The sequence below is a fragment of the Microbacterium sp. Be9 genome (assembly GCF_011754135.1).
Lineage (GTDB): Bacteria > Actinomycetota > Actinomycetes > Actinomycetales > Microbacteriaceae > Microbacterium > Microbacterium maritypicum_A.
The window spans coordinates 1396549-1418089 of the sequence record NZ_WNWT01000006.1 but is presented as its reverse complement, the minus strand read 5'-3'; the positions used below and the strand labels follow the sequence as shown (position 1 = coordinate 1418089).

General features: G+C 70.0%; 16 protein-coding genes. 11 read left to right on the top strand and 5 right to left on the bottom strand.

All coding sequences use genetic code 11. The features are described 5' to 3' along the window. Nucleotides 1-50: 50 nt before the first annotated feature. From GLO27_RS17905 to GLO27_RS17860, 10 genes are all read left to right on the top strand, one after another. On the top strand, nt 51-1646 hold the full coding sequence (locus GLO27_RS17905; protein ID WP_167256102.1) for an ABC transporter substrate-binding protein: 1596 nt from the start codon (nt 51-53) through the stop codon (nt 1644-1646). A 21-nt stretch (nt 1647-1667) separates the two neighbouring features. Next, nucleotides 1668-2666, top strand: a complete 999-nt coding sequence (locus GLO27_RS17900; protein ID WP_167256100.1) for an ABC transporter permease — start codon at nt 1668-1670, stop codon at nt 2664-2666. Continuing rightward, nucleotides 2666-4624, top strand: a complete 1959-nt coding sequence (locus tag GLO27_RS17895; RefSeq protein WP_021199890.1) for a dipeptide/oligopeptide/nickel ABC transporter permease/ATP-binding protein — start codon at nt 2666-2668, stop codon at nt 4622-4624. The genes GLO27_RS17900 and GLO27_RS17895 overlap by 1 nt, the downstream gene beginning before the upstream one ends. Next, a complete protein-coding gene (locus tag GLO27_RS17890) occupies nt 4621-5664 on the top strand; it encodes an ABC transporter ATP-binding protein (protein WP_081860137.1) in 1044 nt (347 codons plus the stop codon). The genes GLO27_RS17895 and GLO27_RS17890 overlap by 4 nt, the downstream gene beginning before the upstream one ends. An 18-nt stretch (nt 5665-5682) precedes the next feature. Further along, on the top strand, nt 5683-9015 hold the full coding sequence (locus GLO27_RS17885; RefSeq protein WP_167256098.1) for a serine hydrolase: 3333 nt from the start codon (nt 5683-5685) through the stop codon (nt 9013-9015). Continuing rightward, nucleotides 9015-10166 carry a M20 family metallopeptidase gene (locus tag GLO27_RS17880; protein WP_167256096.1) on the top strand — a complete coding sequence of 384 codons (1152 nt, stop codon included), beginning with the start codon at nt 9015-9017 and terminating at the stop codon, nt 10164-10166. Before GLO27_RS17885 ends, GLO27_RS17880 begins: the two co-directional genes overlap by 1 nt. Beyond that, nucleotides 10163-11074 (top strand): GNAT family N-acetyltransferase, encoded by a 912-nt coding sequence (locus tag GLO27_RS17875; protein ID WP_208323822.1) that lies wholly within the window; start codon nt 10163-10165, stop codon nt 11072-11074. Before GLO27_RS17880 ends, GLO27_RS17875 begins: the two co-directional genes overlap by 4 nt. Beyond that, on the top strand, nt 11071-12177 hold the full coding sequence (gene menC, locus GLO27_RS17870; protein ID WP_021199895.1) for an o-succinylbenzoate synthase: 1107 nt from the start codon (nt 11071-11073) through the stop codon (nt 12175-12177). The genes GLO27_RS17875 and menC overlap by 4 nt, the downstream gene beginning before the upstream one ends. A gap of 124 nt (nt 12178-12301) precedes the next feature. Further along, complete coding sequence (locus GLO27_RS17865; protein ID WP_167256264.1) at nt 12302-13972, top strand: helix-turn-helix domain-containing protein; 1671 nt, start codon at nt 12302-12304, stop codon at nt 13970-13972. Between the two features lie 317 nt (nt 13973-14289). Next, a complete protein-coding gene (locus GLO27_RS17860; protein ID WP_167256262.1) occupies nt 14290-14751 on the top strand; it encodes an Lrp/AsnC family transcriptional regulator in 462 nt (153 codons plus the stop codon). A 12-nt stretch (nt 14752-14763) separates the two neighbouring features. Here the strand turns inward: GLO27_RS17860 and GLO27_RS17855 are convergent, their stop codons facing one another. Genes GLO27_RS17855 through rsmA form a run of 3 tightly spaced genes read right to left on the bottom strand, consistent with a single transcriptional unit; the run spans nt 14764 to nt 17674 of the window. Next, nucleotides 14764-15696 carry a 4-(cytidine 5'-diphospho)-2-C-methyl-D-erythritol kinase gene (locus GLO27_RS17855; RefSeq protein ID WP_021199898.1) on the bottom strand — a complete coding sequence of 311 codons (933 nt, stop codon included), beginning with the start codon at nt 15694-15696 and terminating at the stop codon, nt 14764-14766. A gap of 7 nt (nt 15697-15703) precedes the next feature. Beyond that, nucleotides 15704-16771 carry an L-glyceraldehyde 3-phosphate reductase gene (gene mgrA / locus GLO27_RS17850; RefSeq protein ID WP_021199899.1) on the bottom strand — a complete coding sequence of 356 codons (1068 nt, stop codon included), beginning with the start codon at nt 16769-16771 and terminating at the stop codon, nt 15704-15706. A gap of 9 nt (nt 16772-16780) precedes the next feature. Then, the gene (gene rsmA, locus GLO27_RS17845) at nt 16781-17674 is read right to left on the bottom strand and encodes a 16S rRNA (adenine(1518)-N(6)/adenine(1519)-N(6))-dimethyltransferase RsmA (protein ID WP_021199900.1); all 894 of its coding nucleotides are present in this window, start codon (nt 17672-17674) and stop codon (nt 16781-16783) included. 54 nt (nt 17675-17728) lie between these two features. On the opposite strand from rsmA, the gene GLO27_RS17840 reads away from it, so the two are divergent. After that, a complete protein-coding gene (locus GLO27_RS17840; RefSeq protein ID WP_292775753.1) occupies nt 17729-19033 on the top strand; it encodes an MFS transporter in 1305 nt (434 codons plus the stop codon). Here GLO27_RS17840 and GLO27_RS17835 read toward each other — a convergent pair. Both GLO27_RS17835 and metG read right to left on the bottom strand, forming a co-directional pair. After that, the gene (locus GLO27_RS17835) at nt 19012-19890 is read right to left on the bottom strand and encodes a TatD family hydrolase (RefSeq protein WP_029259614.1); all 879 of its coding nucleotides are present in this window, start codon (nt 19888-19890) and stop codon (nt 19012-19014) included. The two genes, GLO27_RS17840 and GLO27_RS17835, sit on opposite strands and share 22 nt — an antisense overlap. Before the next feature lie 30 nt (nt 19891-19920). Next, nucleotides 19921-21513, bottom strand: coding sequence for a methionine--tRNA ligase (metG, locus tag GLO27_RS17830; RefSeq protein WP_167256094.1), 1593 nt, complete (start codon nt 21511-21513; stop codon nt 19921-19923). Nucleotides 21514-21541 lie beyond the last annotated feature (28 nt).

The window sequence follows — 21541 nt, the reverse complement described above, 5'->3', positions numbered from 1 at the left end:
CCCCCTGCACGACCCACCTGCACCATCCCGAACACTGCTGGAGGCTTCTGATGCGTTCTCGTACCCCGCTGATCGCGCTGCTCGGCGCTGCGGCGCTGGCCCTGACATCCTGCGCCGCAGGCGCCCCACCGAGCGGAGGCGACGGCGCCGACGGCGTGCTCGCCGACGGCAAGACCTTCACCTCGGTGATCTCCACCGATCCGGGCAGTCTCGATCCGTTCGTCACCGTGATGTCGGTGGCGCGATCCATCGACCGTTTCCTCTACGCACGGCTCGTGGAAGTGCTGGAGGACGGCAGCATCGCCTCAGGCCTCGCCGACTCCTGGGAGGCGGACACGACCACGGCGACCTTCACGCTGCGCGACGGCATCACCTGTGAAGACGGCACCCCGCTGACGGCGACCGATGTGGCGGCGAACATCACCCACATCGGCGACCCCGCCAACGGCTCTCCCCTGGTCGGGCTGCAGGTGCAGCCGGGCACCAGTGCCGTGGGTGACGACGCCACCGGCACCGTGACGGTCACCAGCGGACGACCGGACTCGTTCCTGATCGAGAACATCGGGAGCATCTCCATCGTCTGCGGCTCGGTGATCGACGACCCGGATGCGCTCGCGAAGGGCGCCGGCGCGACCGGGATGTTCACCATGACCGAGGTCGTGCCGAACAGCCAGTACACGCTGACCCGCCGCGACGACTTCACCTGGGGACCCGACGACTGGGACCCGAAGCAGAAGGGTCTCCCCGACGCGGTGGTGTTCCGGGTGGTCCCGAACGAGACGACGGCCACCAACCTGCTGCTCTCCGGTGAGGTCAACGCCGCTCTCGTGATCGGCCCCGACAACCAGCGCCTGAACGACGCGGGCCTGTTCCACACCGAGATCCCGACTCCGGCGGGGCAGTTCATCTTCAATCAGGCGGAGGGACGCCCCACGGCTGATCAGGCCGTGCGCGAAGCGCTGATCGAAGCCCTCGACCTCGACCAGATGCGCCAGGTGCTCGGCAGCGGCGCCGGCACCGTTCCGACGGGTCTCGTGACCGTGTCGCCGAATCCCTGCCGCGCCGACGTGCTCACGGGCTTCATGCCGGAGTTCGATGCGAAGGCCGCCGCCACCGCCCTCGACAGCGCCGGGTGGAAGGCCGGCAGCGACGGGGTGCGCACCAAGGACGGCGAGACGCTGACGCTGCGCATGATCTACTCCTCGCAGCTCGGCGACGCCGGCAACGCGTCGGCGGAGCTCGCCCAGGCCGCGTGGAAGGATCTCGGAGTCGACATCACCGTCGCCGCCGTGGACTCCCCGACGCTGAGCGAGACCCTGTTCTCCACCGGCGACTGGGACATCTCGGCCGCACCGCTCACGGTCTCGCTGCCCAGCATGCTCGTGCCGTTCTACTCCGGTCCGACACCGCCCAACGGCACCAACTTCGCCTCCATCGACAACCCGGAGTACACCGACGCCGTCACCGCGGCATCCGCCAAGGCCGGCAGTGAAGGATGCGACGACTGGGGCGCTGCGGAACAGGCCCTGTACGCGACGACCAGCGTCGTGCCGTACGCGAACATCAACCGCTCGACCTTCGCGACCAAATCGACGTTCACCGAGGGCGACGGCATCGACCCCACGTCGATCCGCATGTACGAGTAGACCGAAGACCGGAGACAGCCGATGGCCAGCACCACCGCCACGCAGGCGATACTGATCAGATCCGCACGGTCGGACAACCCGTGGGTGTCCTTCCTGGTCCGGCGCGGAGGGCAGTTCGTGCTCTCGGTGTGGGTGCTGGTCACGGCTGCCTTCCTCATGATCCACCTCGTGCCGGGCGACCCGGTGCGCGCTGCCCTCGGGCTGAACGCCCCGGCCGAGCTGGTCGAGGCCCGACGCGCGGCGCTCGGCCTCGACCAGCCGCTCATCGTGCAGTACTTCCGCTACATCGGGGGCCTGTTCACGGGCGACATGGGCTCCTCGATGCTCACCAGTCAGCCGGTCTCCGAGATCATCGCCACCCGACTCCCCGCCACGCTGCAGCTCGCCGTGCTCGCTGTCGTGCTCGTGCTCCTGGTCTCGGTCCCCCTCGGGGTGACGATGGCCGTCGCCACCCGCGGCGGGCGGCGACGTGGCCTCGAACTCGCCTTCGCGACCGGATCGGTCATCCTGGCCGCGATTCCCGAGTTCCTGCTCGCCGTCGGTCTCGTCTACGTCTTCGCGGTGTCGCTGGGCTGGTTCCCGGTGGCGGGCAACACCGCGCCGTTCTCGCTCGTGCTGCCCGTGGTGGCGCTCGCGGTCGGACCGATCGCCGTGTTCTCCCGCATCATCCGGGTCGAGGTGCTCTCGGTGCTCGGTCAAGACTTCATCCGCACCGCACGGGCGAAACGTCTGGCCCCGCACCGCATCTACTCGCGCCACGCGCTGCCGAACGCCATGACCGCGACCCTCACCCTCACCGGCCTGCTCCTGACCGGCATGGTCGCCGGCACCGTGCTGGTGGAGAACGTCTTCGCCTGGCCGGGCCTTGGCACCATGATCGTGCAGTCGATCCTCAGCAAGGATTACTCCGTCGTGCAGGGCATCGTGCTCGTCTACGGGGTCGGGGTGCTCGTCGTGAACCTCGTGATCGACGTGATCCTCGCGCTCCTCGATCCTCGCTCCACCATCAGGGAGGCATGATGTCGGCACGCACCGCCTGGTCGGGCATCGTCCGTTCACCCCTCGGGATCACGGCTCTCAGCCTGATGCTCCTCGTCACCCTCGGCGCGATCTTCGCCCCGATCATCTGGGGTGCGCAGGCCGAGCAGGTGAATCCGGCCGCCATCACCCAGGGCCCCAGCGCCGAGCATCTGCTGGGCACCGACACCCTCGGACGCGACGTGCTCGCCCGTGTCCTGGTCGCGACCCGGCTCTCCGTGGTGCTCGCGGTGATCGCCGTGATCATCGGGGTGGTCGCGGGCACCCTCCTCGGCACGGCGCCGTCGGTGCTCCCCCGGTGGCTCGGACGCCCGATCGTCGGGTTCGTCAACATCGCGGTCGCCTTTCCCGGGCTCCTGCTCGCCCTGTTCTTCGCGGTCATCTTCGGCGTCGGCTCCACGGGCGCCGTGCTTGCGATCGGATTCGCGATGGCTCCGCAGTTCGCCCGACTCACGCAGACCCTGTCGGCCGCGATCGCGGGCCGCGACTTCATCTCCGCCGCCCAGGTCGCCGGCGTCTCGCGCTTCCGCATCCTGATCCGCCACGTCCTGCCGAACATCGGCGAACCGCTCATCGTGAACGCGACAGTGGCGGCCGGCTCGGCGCTGCTCGCCTTCGCCGGGCTGTCGTTCCTCGGCCTCGGCGTGCAGGTGCCCGAGTACGACTGGGGCCGACTGCTCGGCGAGGGTCTGAACCGCATCTACTTGAACCCGGCGGCCGCCCTCGGCCCCGCCGTGGCGGTCGTCATCGCGGGACTCGCGTTCAACCTCCTCGGCGAGACCGCGGCCGCAGCCCTCGGCGGACGATCCGCCAGGCGCCGGCACCGTCTCCCCGCCGTCGCGCTCCCCGGCGCGAGCACACCCGGCGCCGCCCAGCCCGCGCAGGTCGACGGTGAAGAAGTGGTGCTCCTCGTCGACGACCTGCGCGTCTCCTTCCCGACGCCGGCCGGCTGGGTCACCCCGGTGCGCGGCGTCTCGTTCACGATCTCGCGCGGTGAGGCGATCGGTGTCGTCGGCGAATCCGGCTCGGGCAAGAGCCTCACCGCGCTCGCGGCCGCCCGCCTCATCGAACGCCCGGGTCATGTCGCCGCCGCCCGCCTCGACTTCTGCGGCACGCCGTTGATGACCACATCGGACCGCGCGGTGCGGAGCCTGCTCGGCACCTCGCTCTCGATGGTGTTCCAGGACCCGATGACCTCGTTCAATCCGACCAGGCGCATCGGATCGCAGCTCGCCGAGGCCGCCTCCGAGCACCAGGACATCACCCGGAAGCAGGCCATGGATCGGGCGATCGAACGCCTGCAGTCGGTCCGGGTGCCCGCGGCCACCCGACGCGCCCACCAGTACCCCCACGAGTTCTCCGGCGGCATGCGACAGCGCGCCATGATCGCCATGGGACTCATGAACCACCCGCGTCTGATCATCGCGGATGAGCCGACGACGGCGCTCGACGTGACCGTGCAGCGGCAGGTGCTCCAGCTGTTGGCGGGCGTGCGCCGCGACACCGATGCGGCCATCCTGCTGATCAGCCACGACATCGCCGTGGTCGCCCAGACCTGCGACCGCGTGCTGGTCATGTACGCGGGCCGCATCGTCGAGGACCTGCCTGCGGCCACGCTGCACACCGACGCCCGGCACCCGTACACGCGAGCCCTGCTCGAGGTCGTTCCCGAGCTCGACGCCGACCGCAGCGAGCCGCTCAAGATGATCCCCGGCCGTCCCCCGGCTCCCGGCGCATTCCCGGTCGGCTGCGCGTTCGCCGCCCGCTGTCCTCTCGCGACCGATCTCTGCCGCGAGAGCGATCCCGAGCTGGTGGCGGATGCCGATGGACACCGCGTCGCGTGCTGGCACCCGGTGGACGGCGAGGCCCCGGTCCCGGTGGCGATCGCCACGGTCGCCGACGAGACGACCGCAGAAGAGGAAGAGACGGTCCTGCGATGAGCGAGCTGCGTTTCGATCAGGTCAGCGTGCGCTACGGCACGCATCGTTCCGGCCTCACCGCCGTCGACGACGTCTCGCTCGTGGTCCCATCCGGATCCGTCGTCGGACTCGTCGGCGAGTCGGGATCCGGAAAGTCGACCCTGGCCCGCGCGGCGATCGGGCTGGCCCCGATCAGCGAGGGGACCATCACGCTCGACGGCGTGGACGTGCGGACCTTCCGTCGTCGTCGCCCGATCCAGATGGTGTTCCAGGATCCGTTCTCCTCACTCGATCCGCGCATGACGATCGGCGAGTCGATCGCCGAGGCGCTGCCGCGTGACATCCGCGGTGCGAACGCCCGGCGCACCGAGGTCGCCCGTCTGCTCGACCTCGTGAGCCTCGACGCCGACCGCGCGCAGTCGCTCCCGGCCGCGCTCTCGGGCGGACAGCGTCAGCGCATCGCCCTGGCCAGGGCGCTCGCCGCCCGGCCCGAGGTCGTGATCGCCGACGAGATCACCTCAGCACTCGACGTGTCGGTGCAGGGCTCCGTGCTCAACCTCGTGCGGGAGCTGCGTGGCGAGCTCGACCTCACGATGCTGTTCATCTCGCACAATCTGTCTGTCGTGCGCTACCTGAGCGACCACATCGCGGTGATGTACCTCGGGCGCATCGTCGAGTTCGGGCCCACCGAGCAGGTGCTCGCCGACCCGCAGCACCCGTACACGCGGGATCTGCTGCAGGCGGCGCCCACCCGGCACGGGAACCTGCTCGCGGTCGATCCGCTCGCACCGATCGATGTCGAGCCGGCCGATCCGCACGCGCCGCCCAGCGGATGCCGCTTCCACCCGCGGTGTCCGATCGGCCCGGCCGCACGACCCGACCGTCAGATCTGCGTCATCGCGGAGCCTCCGCTGCCCACGGGCACGGCGGGCGCTGCCTGTCATTTCGCGGGGACGCCTGCCGACGCCGCGCTCGGGACTGTGCCCACCTCCCAAAGCATCCCCCTGGTTTCGGCCGCGACCACAACACGGTCCCCGCTCTCAGCGGACACAGTGGACTGACCATCGATTGGAGCTCTCATGAACCGCGTCACCGTCGACGACCTGCTCTCCGTCCGCACGCCCGAGCAGCCCGCGCTGTCTCCGGACGGCACCCGCATCGCCTTCGTGCTGCGGACCACCGACCGCGACGGCGACCGCGACGCACGGGCGCTGTGGCAGGTTCCGGCCGCGGGCGGAACCCCCTCCGCGCTGACCTACGCGACGGCGGACTCGACGCCGGTATGGAGCCCGGACGGCTCGCAGCTGGCGTTCCTGCGCGCGCAGGACGGCCCCGCGCAGATCTGGCTCCTCCCGGCTGCCGGTGGCGAGGCGCGCAACCTCACGACTCTCCCCCTCGGCGCCGGCGCCCCCGCCTGGAGCCCCGACGGACAGCGCATCGCCTTCACGGCGCCGGTCGACGGCGCCGCGCTCCCCGGCGAGGGCGCGGAGACCATCCTCGCCCGGCGTTCGGCACCGACGGCCACCGACCGTCTCGGCTACAAGGCGGACGGCGCGGGGAACCTCGGCACCCTCGTGCAGCAGGTGCACGTGCTCGACGTCGACTCGGGCGCCGTCACGGTCCTCACCCGCGGATCCTCCCACGCCTCCGAGCCGTTCTGGTCGCCCGACGGCACGCGGATCGCCTACTCGTCGAGTGTCGAGGACGATGCGGACCTGACGATGCGGATCCCCGTGTTCGTGCGCTCCTCCACCGACCCGAACAGCGAGGCCGTGCAGATCAGTGCCGCCGACGTGCAGGCCACAGCGGTCGGCTGGACTCCGGACGGTCGCCACGTGCTGGCGGCCGGACGTCTCGACACCGAGGTCGGCAACGCGGATCTGCTGCTGTTCCCGGTCGACGGCGGAGAGCCGCAGAACATCACGGGAAGCCTCGACCGCAACGTGATGCCGGGTGGCCCCGGCTACCCCGGTGGGATGCCGCGGTTCACCGACGGCGGGGACATCGTGTTCTGCCTGCGTGACAACGGCTACTCGCACGTGTACCGCGTGGCCCCCGACGGGTCGGGCGCTGTGACGCTCGTCGGCGGCACCGCGAACGTGTCCGGGCTGTCGGTCGCCGGAGCATCCGCGGCGATCGTGCTCGCCACACCGGAGTCGTTCGGCGACGTCGCACTCCTGGACCTCGCCGACGGGACGACGAGCGTGCTCACCGGATACGGCACCCCCGACTTCGACCTCGTCCGCGCCGAGGAGCGCCGCTTCACGATCTCGGACGGCACGGTCGTCACCGGATGGCTGCGTCGAGACCCCGACGCCGCAGGGCCTCTCCCGCTGCTGCTCGACATCCACGGCGGCCCGCACAACGCGTGGAACGGCGCGGCCGACGTCATCCACCCGTATCACCAGGTGCTCGCACGACGCGGCTGGGCCGTCCTCACCCTCAATCCGCGCGGCAGCGACGGCTACGGCGACGCCTTCTTCTCCGCAGTCTCCGGAGGGTGGGGCGTCAGCGACGCGAACGACTTCCTCGAGCCGATCGACCAGCTCGTGGCCGAGGGCATCGCGGATCCGGCTCGCCTCGCCGTCACCGGCTACAGCTACGGCGGCTTCATGACCTGCTTCCTCACCTCGCGCGACGACCGCTTCGCCGCTGCCGTCGCCGGAGGTGTGGTCACCGACCTGTTCTCGATGGGAGGCACGTCCGACTTCGGCCACTACCTGTCGTCGAAGGAGAACGGCGGACTGCCCTGGCGCGACGAGGAGCGCATCTCGGCGCAGTCCCCGTTCACGCAGGTCGATCGGGTCACCACGCCCACCCTCATCCTGCACGGAGCGGCCGACGACCGCTGCCCGGTCGGTCAGGCGGAGCAGTGGTTCACCGCCCTGCGCGAACGCGGTGTCCCCACGCGTCTCGTGCTCTACCCCGGCGGTTCTCACCTATTCGTCCTCTCCGGCGCGCCCTCGCACCGGGCGGACTTCTCACAGCGCGTGATCGACTGGGTCGAGCAGTACGCCCCGCCAGCGGGGAAGCCCGTGCGCGCACGACTCGACGCCCGGCATTGGCAGCAGCGACTGAGCGCCCTGGCCGAGGCGCACAAGGTTCCCGGGGCGACCCTCGGCATCCTCCGTCTCGGGGAAGAGCCCGTGTATGCGCACCACGGCATACTCAACGTGCGCACGGGGATCGAGACCACCGACGACTCGGTGTTCCAGATCGGCTCGATGAGCAAGGTGTGGACCACCTCGGTGGTGATGAAGCTCGTCGACGAGGGCAGGCTCGACCTCGACACCCCGATCGTGGAGTACGTCCCGGAGTTCGCCTCGTCGGATCCCGAGGTCACCCGCACCGTGACGATGCGCCACCTGCTCAACCACACGAGCGGGATCGACGGCGACGTGTTCACCGATACCGGCCGCGGAGACGACACCCTGGAGAAGTACGTCGCGCTGCTCGACGGCATCGCGCAGAACCACCCGCTCGGTGCCACGATGTCGTACTGCAACTCCGGATTCGTGCTGGCCGGTCGGGTGATCGAGAAGATCACGGGTACCAGCTGGGACCAGGCGATGCGCGACCTGTTGATGACGCCCCTCGGTCTCACGCACTCCTGCACGCTCCCCGAAGAGGCCATCATGTTCCGGGCGGCCAGCGGCCACACCGAGACCGGCGACGACGGTCCCGTGCTCGCCCCGGCGTGGATGCTCCCCCGCGCGATGGGACCCGCGGGACTGGTGAACTCCACGACCGCCGACGTGCTCGCGTTCGCGCGCATGCACCTCACGGGGGGACTCGCCGCCGACGGCACGCGGGTGCTGTCGGAGGAGAGCGTGCGACGGATGCAGCAGCGGGAGGTCGACATGCCCGATCCGTACTCGCTCGGAGACGCCTGGGGCGTGGGGTGGATCCTGTTCGACTGGGACGGGCGCCGACTCTACGGTCACGACGGGAACACCATCGGCCAAGCCGCGTTCCTGCGCATCCTGCCGGACGAGCAGCTCGCGGTGACGATGCTCACCAACGGCGGCAACACGCATGACCTGTATGCCGAGCTGTTCGACGAGATCTTCTCCGAGCTCGCGGATGTGCACGTGCCGGCGGGCCTCACCCCTCCGGAGGAGCCGTTCGCCGACGACTTCTCCGAGTTCGAGGGCATCTACGACCGCTCCGGGGTCCGCACCGAGATCTTCCGCGGTGACGAAGGTCTCCGCATGCGCACCACGCTCAACGGCCCCCTCGCCGCGCTGCTCCCCGACCCGGTGCAGGAGCACCCGCTGGTCCCGGTGCGTCACGGCGAGTTCGTGATGCGGCCGGAGGGCGAGCAGGGGTGGCATGCCGTGGTCTTCTACTCCCTGCCCACCGGCGAGCGCTACCTGCACCACGGCGTCCGCGCGGCGCCGAAGGTGTCGTGATGAGCGTGCAGGCGGACGTGGACCTCGACCGGGTCCTGGCCGACATCGAGACCCTCGTCTCCTGCGAGTCCCCCTCCGACGACCTCGACGCCGTCTCCCGCAGCGCCGATGTCGTCGCATCCCTCGGCGAGCGGCTGCTGGGCGTGGCCCCCGAGCGCATCGTGATCGAAGGGCGCACGCATCTGCGATGGCGGTTCGGCGAACCGGTGGTGCTGGTCCTCGGTCATCACGACACGGTCTGGCCGCTCGGCTCGCTGCGGAGACTTCCGTTCCGCCTCGACGACGGCGTGCTGCGGGGGCCGGGATGCTTCGACATGAAGACCGGCGTGGCGATGGCATTGCATGCCGTGGCGGCGCTGCCCGACCGCACCGGCGTCAGCATCCTGATCACGGGTGACGAGGAACTCGGTTCGCCGAGCTCACGCGCACTGATCGAGCAGGAGGCGCTCGGCTGTGCCGCGGCTTTCGTACTGGAGGCCGCGGCCGAGGGCGGCGCCGTGAAGATCGCGCGCAAGGGCGTCTCGCTCTACCGGGTGCACGTCACCGGCCGGGCGGCTCACGCCGGGCTGGAACCGGAGCGCGGGGTGAACGCCGCCATCGAGGCCGCGCATCTGCTGCTCGCGATCGCCGACCTCGGCGACCGCGCGGCGGGGACCAGTGTGACCCCTACGCTCGTGCGCGCCGGCAGCACCACGAACACGGTGCCGGCCGCGGCGGAGTTCGCGGTCGACGTACGGGTGCGCACAGTGGCGGAGCAGGACAGGGTGGATGCGGCGCTCCGCGACCTCCGTCCGACGATTCCGGGTGCGTCCGTCCGTATCGAGGGCGGTGCGAACCGACGTCCGCTGGAGCCGGAGTCGTCGGCGCACCTGTTCGCGCAGGCGGTCGCGATCGCCGCGCGCACCGGACTCACTCCGTTCCAGGGCGTCGCGGTCGGCGGGGCCTCGGACGGCAACTTCACCGCAGCGCTCGGCGTGCCGACGCTCGACGGCCTCGGTGCCGTCGGCGGTGGCGCGCACGCCGATGACGAGCACGTGGTGATCGCGATGATCCCCGAACGCACCCTGCTGCTGCAGGAGCTGATCGCCACCGTCCTGGCCGAGCGGGAGACACCGCTCGATCGGGATGCACGGGCCGGAGGAAGGGCATGAGCATGACGGATGCCGCCGCGTTCCGCGCTTCGCCGGAGGAGGCGGCCGATGCCGCGAGCGCCGCAGCCAGGAGAGCGGGAGTGGATATCCGCCTGCTTTCGGAGGTGGACGACTTCGCCCGGGTCGCCGAGCTGTTCCAGGGCATCTGGACGAAGCAGGGCGAGGCCTCTCCCGTCAACGTCGAGACCCTGCGGGCGCTGTCGAAGGCCGGCAGCTACGTGGGCGGCGCCTTCGAGCACGACGAGCTGGTGGGAGCGTGCTTCGGGTTCTTCGCCGCCCCCGGCCAGCGCGCCCTGCACAGCCACATCGCCGGTGTCTCCTCGCGCATGCGGGGCCGCAGCGTCGGCTTCGCCCTCAAGGTGCATCAGCGGGCATGGGCGCTCGACGAGGGGCTGGACGAGATCTCCTGGACGTTCGATCCGCTCATCAGCCGAAACGCGCATTTCAACCTCGTGAAGCTCGCGGCGAGCCCGACGTCGTATCACCGCAACTTCTACGGACACATGGCCGACGCCCTCAACGGCGCGGACGACACCGATCGGATGCTGGTGACCTGGTATGTGCGCGACCCCCGGGTCGTGGCCGCCTGCCACGGCGATCCCGCCGTCTCCGCCGACCGACCCGACGAGGGATTGACCGACGGATCCGCCGACGGATCCGCGCACGTCGAGCCCCTGCTCAGCGTGGGCGAGGATCTCGGGCCGCTCCGTCATCGCACCGACGCGCGCCTGGTGCGCGTGGCGTTGCCGCGCGACATCGAGACCCTGCGTCTGACCGAACCCGCCCGCGCGACCGCGTGGCGTCTGGCGCTGCGGGAGACGCTCGGATCATCGCTGGAGGGTGGAGGTCGCGTGCTCGCGTTCGACCGCTCCGGCGCCTACACCATCGACAGAGGAGAACAGGGATGAAGCTCACCGGATTCGAGCTGCGCGTGATCGAGATGCCCCTGGTATCGCCGTTCCGGACGTCGTTCGGGGTGCAGACCGTGCGCGAGGCGCTGCTGGTCCGCGCGGTCACCGACGAGGCGGAGGGCTGGGGCGAGGGGGTCGCGATGAACGACCCGTTGTACTCCTCCGAGTACGTGGAGGCGAGCGTGGATGTGATCACGCGATTCCTGCTACCGGCGCTCGCGCAGGTGAAGGATCTGGACGCGGGTGGCGTCGCGCCGGCGCTGGCGAAGTTCAAGGGGCACCGCATGTCGAAGGCCGCGGTCGAGCTGGCGATCCTCGATGCGCAGCTGCGCGCGGCCGGAGTGCCGCTCTCCCGCGAGCTCGGTGCCGTGCGCGACCGGGTCGACTGCGGTGTCTCGGTCGGCATCATGGACTCCATTCCCGAGTTGCTCGACGCCGTCGGCGGATACCTCGACGAGGGGTACGTGCGCATCAAGCTGAAGATCGAACCGGGATGGGACATCGACCCCGTGCGCGCGGTGCGGGAGCGCTTCGGCGACGACGTGCTGCTGCAGGTCGACGCGAACACCGCGTACCACCGCGGCGACGCCCGGCATCTTGCCAAGCTCGACCCGTTCGACCTGCTCCTGATCGAACAGCCCCTCGACGAGGAGGATCTGCTCGGCCACGCGCAGCTCGCCCGGGCCATCACGACTCCGGTGTGCCTCGACGAGTCGATCGTGTCGGCCCGCGCGGCGGCGGATGCGATCGCCCTCGGCGCGTGCTCGATCGTGAACATCAAGCCCGGCCGCGTCGGCGGATACCTCGAAGCGCGTCGCATCCACGACGTGTGCGTGGCCAACGACATCCCGGTGTGGTGCGGCGGGATGCTCGAGACCGGGATCGGCCGTGCGGCGAACGTCGCTCTCGCGGCGCTGCCGGGCTTCACGCTCCCCGGCGACACCTCGGGTTCGGGCCGCTACTACTCCCGCGACATCACCGAGCCGTTCGTCGTCGAAGACGGCACGCTCACGGTTCCGACGGGCCCGGGGATCGGTGTCACCCCGGACCAGGCTGCGCTGGACGCCGTGACGGTCCGCACCGAGTGGATCGCCGTCTGAGCACAGGATGACCGCCCGAGCGGGGCACGACGATCCTGTCGAGATCGACCAAGAGTCGATACGATTTCGTCGTGCCCCACAGCTCCGCGACCGGCGGTCTCCCCCTACCCTGGGCCCTGTGCTCATGTCCGTGACGACCAGGCCCCGCGCCAGCCTCGGCCGGGTCATCGAAGACCTCGGCAACACCCTGCTCGAGGTCGTGAGCGGTGCGGCCGACGACGACGCCGAGATCGAGACGGTCGTCATCCACGACGTCCTCGACGACGCCATGCCGATGCGCGGTGCCCTCGTCCTCGGCGTCGGGCTGAGCGACCCCGAGGAGATCGCCGCACTGCTGCAGACCCTCGCCGCCCAGCACGCCTCCGCCCTCGTGCTACGCGCCCCGGTGCGCGCCGAGCAGCCGGTGCGCGATGCGTCCGAGGCCACCGGCATCCCTGTCCTCGCCCTCACCCGCGGGGCGTCGTGGGCACAGTTGGCCGCGATGCTGCGCTCGCTCATCGCCGAGGGCGACGTCGGCGATCAGGGAGCCACCACGCTCGGCGGGATGCCTTCCGGCGATCTCTTCGCCCTCGCCAACGCGATCGCCACCCTGTTGAACGCACCGGTCACGATCGAGGACCGCAACTCCCGGGTCGTCGCGTTCTCGGGGCGCCAGCACGAAGCCGATCCGGCACGCATCGAGACGGTTCTCGGACGACAGGTCCCCGAGCGGTTCGCACGCCAGCTCGAAGAGCGCGGGGTCTTCCAGGAGCTGTATCGCAGCGAGGATCCTATCGACGTCGGCCCCGTGCTCAACACCGAGGGCCTTCCGTCCTTCCCCCGCGTGGCCCTGGCCGTGCGCGCGGGCGACGAGATCCTCGGATCGATCTGGGCCGCGGTGCAGGAACCGCTCTCCCCCGACCGTGTGCGTGCGCTGAAGGACTCGGCCGGCTTGGTGGCCCTGCACATGCTGCGCCTGCGGGCCGGTGCCGATGTCGAGCGCCGGCTGCGCGCCGACCTGCTCGCCACCATCCTCGAAGGGGGTCCGGGGGCGGCGGATGCCACGGCGCGGCTGCGGCTGAACGACCACCGATGCGTGGTCCTCGCGCTGTCCGCCGCGGAAGAAGCCGACGACGAACCATCGGCCGGCGCCCGGGGCGTCGCGGAGAGACAGCACATCGCCGACGCCTTCGCCGTGCACCTGGGCGCGGTCTACCTCCGTTCCGCCGTCGCCGTGATCGGCGATGTCGTGTACGCCGTGGTCGGCACCCGCCCGGAGCAGGGCGATGCCGAATCCGGAGCCGAGCGCAGCGACGCGGACAACCGCGCTGCGCGTGTGGCCACCGACTTCCTCGGTCGGCTCGGAGCGACCAGCGAGATCCGCATCGGCGTCGGTACCGTGGCGGACGAGACCACCGGCATCCCCTCATCCCGCGCGAACGCCGACCGCGCCCTCCGCGTGGTCCGACAGGCCCCGTCGCATGAACCGGTGGCACGCTTCACCGCTGTGCAGATGGAGGCACTGCTGGTCGAGCTCGGCGACCTCGTGCGTGCACGGGGTGACCAGCCCACCGGCCCCGTCGCCCATCTCCTCGCCCAGGATCGGGAGAAGGGCACGCACCTGGTCGAGACGCTGCGGGCCTGGCTCGATGCCTTCGGCGATGTCGCGGTGGCCGCGGCCCGGGTCTACACGCACCCGAACACCTTCCGGTATCGGCTGCGCCGACTGTCGGAGATCAGCGGACTCGATCTGACCGATCCGGAAGCCCGGTTCTCGGCCATGGTGCAGCTGCGTCTGCTCGTTCCCCGCGACTGACGCACCCCTCGCACCATCAGGGGACAGCGCCACCTCAGGGACAGGGCCGCATCAGCGGACAGCGCCACCTCAGGGACAGCGCCTGCCCCGCCCCTCCCGGGGACGGGGCCGGCAGAGGCTCGTGGCCCGTCGCCGTCGACACCCGGCAGGGGCGGCTCGTGGCCTCTCCGTCGAGTGCGCGTGATGCCCGCTCGTGGCCGACATCCTGCGTATCTGACACTCATTTCAACACGTATAGGGCATTCAGACCATAGAGTGAGTTTCGATTGATCGATCCGATCAATCCACGCGACCCGAAGAAGGTGACGGTGATCGAAATGGCCAACCTCGACGAGACCGACCGACGGATCCTCACGGTGCTCGACACCGACCCACGGCGCCCGGTGGCCCTGATCGCCCAGGACCTCGGCCTCGCACGCGGCACCGTGCACGCACGTCTCGACCGTCTCGAGTCGGGTGGCTATCTGCGTGCGCACAGCTCGCGCATCCTCCCGCAGGCACTGGGCCGCGGCGTCGCCGCCTCGATCCTCGTCGAGCTCGACCAGCACAAGATCACCGCCGCGATCGAGGCGCTCAGCCGTGTTCCCGAGGTGCTGGAGTGCTTCGCGCCGGCCGGTGACACCGACCTGCTGCTGCGCGTCGTCGCCCGGGACCCGGACGACCTCTACCGCGTCGCCGAGGTGGTGCGGCTGTGCCCCGGCATCCTCCGCACCTCGACGAGCCTGTTCCTGCGCGAGGTCATCCCCTACCGGGTGAGCGCACTGCTGCACGCGGAGTGAGCGTCTCGCCCGTCAGCCGATGATGCGCGCGCCCGGAACGGGACCGTGCACATGCAGGGGGTCGAGCCCTCCCTCCCGCAGCGAGGACTGCACGTCCTGTGCGGTCTCGGGATCGGGGCACAGCAGTGCCACGGTGGGTCCGGAACCGGAGACGATGCCCTGCAACGCGCCGGCAGCGACCCCCTGACGGATCGTGTCAGCGAGGTCGGGTCGCTCGTAGAGGGCCGCAGCCTGCAGATCGTTGAACAGCGTCTCGGCGAGCCTCACCGGGTCGCCCGACCGGAGCGCCTGCAGCACCGGGATCGGCACGTCGAGCGACAGCGGCGGATCGTCGGCGAGAGCCCCCTCCTCCTCGCGCAGCAGGTCGAGGCGCTCGTAGACCACGGGCGTCGAGAGCCCTTGCTCGCTGGGCACCAGGATCCAGTCGAAGCGTCCGCGCGCGAGTGCCGGGTTGAGCTGATCGCCGCGACCGGTGCCGACCGCCGTGCCGCCGTGCAGCGCGAAGGGCACATCCGCGCCGAGACGCGCGGCGAGGTCGTGCAGGCGCGTCTGCGACAGCCCGGTGCCCCACAGCGCATCGCAGGCGACCAGGGCGGCCGCAGCATCCGCAGATCCTCCCCCCATGCCCCCCGCGACGGGCACACTCTTGCGGATCTCCAGGGCGACTCCGCCGCGATGATCTACGGCCGCGGCGAGCAGCTTGGCCGCACGCATCGCGAGGTTGCGGTCGTCGAGAGGAACCGAGCCGATGTCTTCCACACCCGAGACCGTGACCGAGAAGTCGTCGGCCGGGCGCGCGATCACGTCTTCGTAGAGGGAGACCGCCTGGAACACCGTCGCCAGCGCGTGGTAGCCGTCGTCATGCCGCCCGCCGACCCCGAGGAAGACGTTGATCTTCCCCGGGGCGCGCACGTGCACGGAATCGGTGAACGCGGCATGGCTCATGATCGGGTCACAGCTCCGAGGACTTCGCCCACAGGTTGACGTCGATGGCGCCGGCGAGCTCGTCGATGCGGGCGAGCTCCTCCGTCGTGAAGGCGGGTCCGTTCACCGCCGCGATGTTCTCGTCCAGCTGTTCGGGACGGGAAGCGCCGATCAGTGCGGAGGCCACGACGGGGGTGCGCAGCGTCCACTGCAGGGCGAGCTGCGCGAGCGACTGGCCGCGTCCCTGCGCGACCTCGTTGAGTGAACGCAGCGTCTGCACCGCGTCGTCGGTGAGCCGCCCCTCCGGCAGCGAGCCGCGCTTCTGCGCGCGCTCGGCCGTACCGTCGCCGAGGTACTTGTCGGTGAGCAGCCCCTGCGCCAGCGGCGTGAAGGCGATCGCCCCCAGGCCCGACTGCTCGAGGGTGTCGGTCAGGCCGTCCTCGACCCAGCGGTTGAGGATCGAATATGCGGGCTGATGGATGACCAGCGGCGTGCCGAGGTCCTTCGCGACCGCGACGGCCTCGGCCGTGCGCTCGGCGCTGTAGGACGAGATCCCGACGTACAGGGCCTTGCCCTGCCGCACCAGGGTGTCGAGCGCGCCGACCGTCTCGGCGATCGGGGTGACCGGGTCGACGCGGTGCGAGTAGAAGATGTCGACGTAGTCGAGACCCATGCGGGTCAAGGACTGCTCTGCACTGGCGAGGATGTACTTGCGGCTCGCGAAGTCGCCGTAGGGGCCGGGCCACATGTCCCACCCGGCCTTCGACGAGATGATCAGCTCGTCGCGGTACGGGCGGAGGTCTTCGGCGAAGATGCGCCCGAAGTTCTTCTCGGCCGAGCCGTAGGGCGGGCCGTAGTTGTTCGCCAGATCGAAGTGCGTGATGCCGCGGTCGAACGCGTGGCGCAGCAGTGCGCGCTGGTTGTCGAGCGGGATGTTGTCGCCGAAGTTCCACCACAGCCCGAGCGAGATCGGGGGCAGGTAGAGGCCGGACGTGCCGACCTGGCGGTAGGCGAACTGCTGGTAGCGGTTCTCGTCCGCCGCATACGGACGGTGCAGCTCGGGGACATCGGGGCGGAAGCGGGGGGAGTCGGTCACGGTGCCAGATTACTGGGTGGGAGCGACGTCGTCGGTGACGATCTCCGCAGCGGCGTCCGCCGCCGGGGCGTGCTGCGCGATGCGCTGGTAGTCCTCGACCGTGAGGTCTTCTCCACGTGCGGTCGGGGCGACACCGGCGGCGATCAGCACCTCCGACGCCGCGGCCGAGCTGCCGAAGATCCCGGAGAGGGCCTGGCGGAGCATCTTGCGGCGCTGGTTGAACGCCGCGTCCACGATCTGGAACGTGCGGCGACGCTCCTCCTCGGTGCCGCGCTCGCCCTCGGAGCGGTCGAAGCCGACCAGCAGGCTGTCGACGTTCGGCACCGGCCAGAACACCTGGCGGGAGACGTTTCCGGACAGCTTCCACTCCCCATACCAGGCGGCCTTGACGCTGGGCGAGCCGTAGATCTTCGAGCCGGGCTTCGCGGCCAGGCGCTCTGCGACCTCGGCCTGGACCATCACGACGCCGCGCTGGAGGTAGGCGAAGTTCTCGAGGAAGTGCAGCAGCACCGGCACCGAGACGTTGTAGGGCAGGTTGGCCACCAGCACGGTGGGCTCCCCCGGCAGCGCGGTGATGCGCAGTGCATCCGCATCGACGACCGTGAGCCGATCGGCCTCGACGCCGTGCTCGGCCGCGGTCTGCGCGAGACGGGCGGCCAGTCGGTGATCGATCTCGACGGCTGTGACGGAGGCGCCGGTCTCGAGGATCGCGAGCGTCAGGGAGCCGAGCCCCGGTCCGACCTCGACCACACGCTCGTGCGGCTGCACGCGGGCCGCCTGCACGATCTTGCGGACGGTGTTCGCATCGGTGACGAAGTTCTGGCCGAGCTTCTTCGTCGGGGTGACGTCGAGCTCGGCGGCGAGGCGGCGGATCTCGGTGGCGCCGAGCAGGGTGACGGTCATCCCCCCATTCTCCCCCACTCCTTCGATGTCCCCCGCCGTCAGTAGTCTTCTCTGGTGCCTTCTCTCGGTGAACTCGTCGCGCCCCGCCGCATGGGCCGAGACTTCCGCTGGCTGCTCGCGTCGTCGTGGACGAGCAACGTCGGCGACGGCGTCGCGCTCGCGGCCGCTCCGCTGCTCATCGCGTCGATGACCTCGTCGCCGATCCTGGTGGCGGCCGGCGCGATCCTGCAGTTCCTCCCCTGGCTGCTCTTCGGCCTGCACGCCGGCGCGATCGCCGACCGCTTCGACCGTCGTCGCCTGGTCATGTTCGCCAACGCGGCCAGAGCCCTCGTACTCGCAGCTCTCTGCGTGTTCCTCCTCACCGGGGTCGCGAACATCTGGATCGTGCTCGCGGTCGCGTTCCTCTACGGCACCGCCGAGGTCTTCGTCGACACGGCGGGAAGCACGCTGCTGCCCATGCTCGTGAAACCCGCAGACCTCGGCGTCGGCAACGCGCGCCTGCAGGCCGGATACCTGGTCGCGAACCAGTTCGCCGGTCCCCCGCTGGGAGCATTCCTGTTCGCGGCCGGCACGGCGTGGCCCTTCCTGCTCGAGGTCGTGTGCGTGAGCTTCGCCGTGGTGCTCATCTCGCGCATGGCGAAGACGCCCGTCCCGCCCCGGGAGACCGACACCCACCCGCCCGTGCACACCGACATCGCCGAAGGCCTGCGGTGGCTGTGGCGCAACCCGCCGGTGCGGATGCTGGTGCTCATCATCCTGGTCTTCAACATCACCTGGGCGGCACCCTGGGGCGTCCTCGTGCTGTACGCCACCGAGCACCTGCACATGGGCGCGGTCGGCTACGGTGCACTCACGACGGCATCGGCGGCCGGGGGGATCCTCGCGACCCTCAGCTTCGGCTGGTTGGAACGGCACGTGTCGTTCGCGACGCTGATGCGCGTCGTGCTCTCGCTCGAGGTGCTCATGCACCTGTCTTTCGCACTCACCACCACCGGGTGGGTCGCCCTGGTCATCATGTTCTTCTTCGGCGCCTACGCGTTCGTGTGGGGCACGATCTCCACGACCGTGCGACAGCGACTGGTCCCCGCCGAGCTCCAGGGACGGGTGGCGTCGGTGAACATGGTCGGAGTGTTCGGCGGCATGGTCGTCGGGCAGGCGCTCGGCGGCGTGATCGCCCAGGTGTGGGGGCTCACCGCACCGTGGTGGTTCGCGTTCGTCGGTGCCGCCCTCACGCTGCTGCTGGTGTGGAAGCCCATCTCGCAGATCGTGTCGGCGAAGCCCATCGCCGACACCGCGCCCGACGACGCGGAACCCGCGAGTCCGTCGGCGAACGAGCCTCAGGAGTCGAAGGAGCCGTAGACCCGCAGCGTGTTCTCGGCGAGCTGGGCGCACAGCTCATCCACGTCGAGGCCGAGCTCTGCGGCCATGAAGCGCACCGTGATCGGCACCAGGTAGGGCGCGTTCGGGCGTCCGCGCAGCGGCACCGGGGTGAGGAACGGCGCATCCGTCTCGACCAGGAGGCGATCGAGCGGGGTGACCTTCAACGCATCGCGCAGATTCTGGGCGTTCTTGAACGTGACGTTGCCGGCGAACGACAGGTGGTACCCGGCGTCGGCGCAGATGCGCGCCATCGCGTCGTCGCCCGAGAAGCAGTGGAACACCGTGCGCTCCGGGGCGCCGAGGCGGGAGAGCGTCTCCAGCACGGCGTCGTGCGCGTCGCGGTCGTGGATCTGCATCGCGATGCCGTGCTTCTTCGCGAGCGCGATGTGCGCCTCGAACGACTCGAACTGCGGCGCCTGCCGCTCTGGCTCCGTGCGGAAGAAGTCGAGCCCCGTCTCGCCGATCGCCCGGGTGCGCGGGTGTGCGGCGAGCTCGTCGATCACCGCGATCGCCTCATCCAGACGCCCCTCCTCTGCGTACGTCGGCGCATCGTTCGGGTGGATCGCGACGGCGGCCAGCACACGAGGGTCGGATGCCGCGGCCTCGACCGCCCACCGCGACGACTCGATGTCGCCCGAAGCCTGCACGACCCCGGCGATGCCCACGGCCGCCGCCCGGTCGAGCTGCTCGGTCAGCGACAGCGGCTGATCACCGTCGACGATCTCCAGGTGCGCATGGTTGTCGTACACCGGAACCGTCAGCGGTTCGGGGGCGGACGGATACTTCAGATCCTTGCGTCCGTCCCCCGAACGCTCACGCACGTAGGTCTCGGCCATCTCTTCGCGCTCTGTGTTCCGGGCCGCGGCTCAGCCCGCTGACTCCACCCGCGGGAACAGCGGCGAGAGGCCGTTGACACTGGTACCGGGGCGCAGCACGCCCCAGGCGCCCGCCTCGCGGATCGGCTGGTCCTGCAGGCGACCCAGGGTCTCGGCGGCGCCGAGGGCGACCCAGAGCTTCTCGGTCGATTCCGGCATCACCGGCGACAGCAGCACCGCGAGCGCGCGCAGCCCCTCGGCGCAGGTGTACAGCACGGTGCCGAGGCGTGCGCGCTGGCCCTCGTCTCCGCTGTTCGTCTGCTTGGCCAGTGCCCACGGCTCGTTCGCGGTGATGTAGCCGTTGAGCGCATCGACGATCGTCCAGATCGCCGAGATCGCCTCATCGATGCGGAACTGCGCGATGGACGCATCCGCATTCGTCGCCGCATCCGCCACGATCTTCTGGATCGCGAGGTCCTTCTCGGTGTACTCGGCCGCGGGCGGCACGACGCCCTCGAAGTACTTCTCGATCATCGCGGTGGTGCGCGAGGCGAGGTTGCCGAAGCCGTTCGCGAGCTCGGCCTGGTAGCGGGCGGACAGGTCCTCCCACGAGAAGGAGCCGTCCTGACCGAAGGCGATCGCCGAGAGGAAGTAGAAGCGGTACGCGTCGGAACCGAAGACGTCGGTGATCTCGGTCGGCGCGATGCCGGTGAGCTTCGACTTCGACATCTTCTCGCCGCCGACGAGCAGCCAGCCGTGCGCGAACACGCCCTTGGGCACGTCGAGGCCGGCCGCCATCAGCAGCGCGGGCCAGATCACGGCGTGGAAGCGCAGGATGTCCTTGCCGACCACGTGGTAGGCGGGCCAGCGGCGTGCGAAAGTCTCCTCATCGGAGCCGTAGCCCACGGCCGTGGCGTAGTTCAGCAGGGCGTCGACCCACACGTAGATGACATGCGATTCGTCCCAGGGCAGCGGGATGCCCCAGTCGAAGGTCGAACGCGAGATCGACAGGTCCTTCAGACCCTGGCTCACGAAGGAGACGACCTCGTTGCGCGCGGAGTCGGGGCGCACGAAATCGGGCTGGGTCTTGTAGAGCTCGAGCAGGCGGTCCTGGAACTCGCTGAGCTTGAAGAAGTAGTTCTTCTCCTGCAGCAGTTCGAGAGGCTTGGAGTGGATCGCGCAGACCTTGAGTCCCTCGAAAGGACCGGTGCCGTCGACGATCTCCGACTCGGGCTTGAACTCCTCGCAGCCCACACAGTAGAGCGCCTCGTACTCGCCCGCGTAGATGTACCCGCGGTCGTACAGGCGTTGGAAGAACGTCTGCACGTTCGTCTCGTGCCGCTCCTGCGTCGTGCGGATGAAGTCGTCGTTGGCGACGTCGAGCGTCGTCAGCAGCGGGAACCAGCTCTCGCTGACGAGCTTGTCGACCCATTCCTGCGGGGTGACGTTGTTCGCCGCCGCCGCGCGCAGCATCTTCTGACCGTGCTCGTCGGTGCCCGTGAGCATCCAGGTGTCATCCCCCGCCTGGCGGTGCCACCGTGCGAGCGTGTCGACGGCCACCGTCGTGTACCCGTGACCGATGTGAGGCACGTCGGACGGGTAGTAGATGGGCGTGGTGATGTAGAAGGATTCGCCTGCGGGCATGGAGCAATTCTAGGTGCGATGCCGCGGG

Coding starts and splice junctions, on each gene's coding strand:
- GLO27_RS17905 (WP_167256102.1), top strand. CDS start 51: ATGCGTTCTCGTACCCCGCTGATCGCGCTGCTCGGCGCTGCGGCGCTG.
- GLO27_RS17900 (WP_167256100.1), top strand. CDS start 1,668: ATGGCCAGCACCACCGCCACGCAGGCGATACTGATCAGATCCGCACGG.
- GLO27_RS17895 (WP_021199890.1), top strand. CDS start 2,666: ATGTCGGCACGCACCGCCTGGTCGGGCATCGTCCGTTCACCCCTCGGG.
- GLO27_RS17890 (WP_081860137.1), top strand. CDS start 4,621: ATGAGCGAGCTGCGTTTCGATCAGGTCAGCGTGCGCTACGGCACGCAT.
- GLO27_RS17885 (WP_167256098.1), top strand. CDS start 5,683: ATGAACCGCGTCACCGTCGACGACCTGCTCTCCGTCCGCACGCCCGAG.
- GLO27_RS17880 (WP_167256096.1), top strand. CDS start 9,015: ATGAGCGTGCAGGCGGACGTGGACCTCGACCGGGTCCTGGCCGACATC.
- GLO27_RS17875 (WP_208323822.1), top strand. CDS start 10,163: ATGAGCATGACGGATGCCGCCGCGTTCCGCGCTTCGCCGGAGGAGGCG.
- menC (WP_021199895.1), top strand. CDS start 11,071: ATGAAGCTCACCGGATTCGAGCTGCGCGTGATCGAGATGCCCCTGGTA.
- GLO27_RS17865 (WP_167256264.1), top strand. CDS start 12,302: ATGTCCGTGACGACCAGGCCCCGCGCCAGCCTCGGCCGGGTCATCGAA.
- GLO27_RS17860 (WP_167256262.1), top strand. CDS start 14,290: ATGGCCAACCTCGACGAGACCGACCGACGGATCCTCACGGTGCTCGAC.
- GLO27_RS17855 (WP_021199898.1), bottom strand. CDS start 15,696: ATGAGCCATGCCGCGTTCACCGATTCCGTGCACGTGCGCGCCCCGGGG.
- rsmA (WP_021199900.1), bottom strand. CDS start 17,674: ATGACCGTCACCCTGCTCGGCGCCACCGAGATCCGCCGCCTCGCCGCC.
- GLO27_RS17835 (WP_029259614.1), bottom strand. CDS start 19,890: ATGGCCGAGACCTACGTGCGTGAGCGTTCGGGGGACGGACGCAAGGAT.
- metG (WP_167256094.1), bottom strand. CDS start 21,513: ATGCCCGCAGGCGAATCCTTCTACATCACCACGCCCATCTACTACCCG.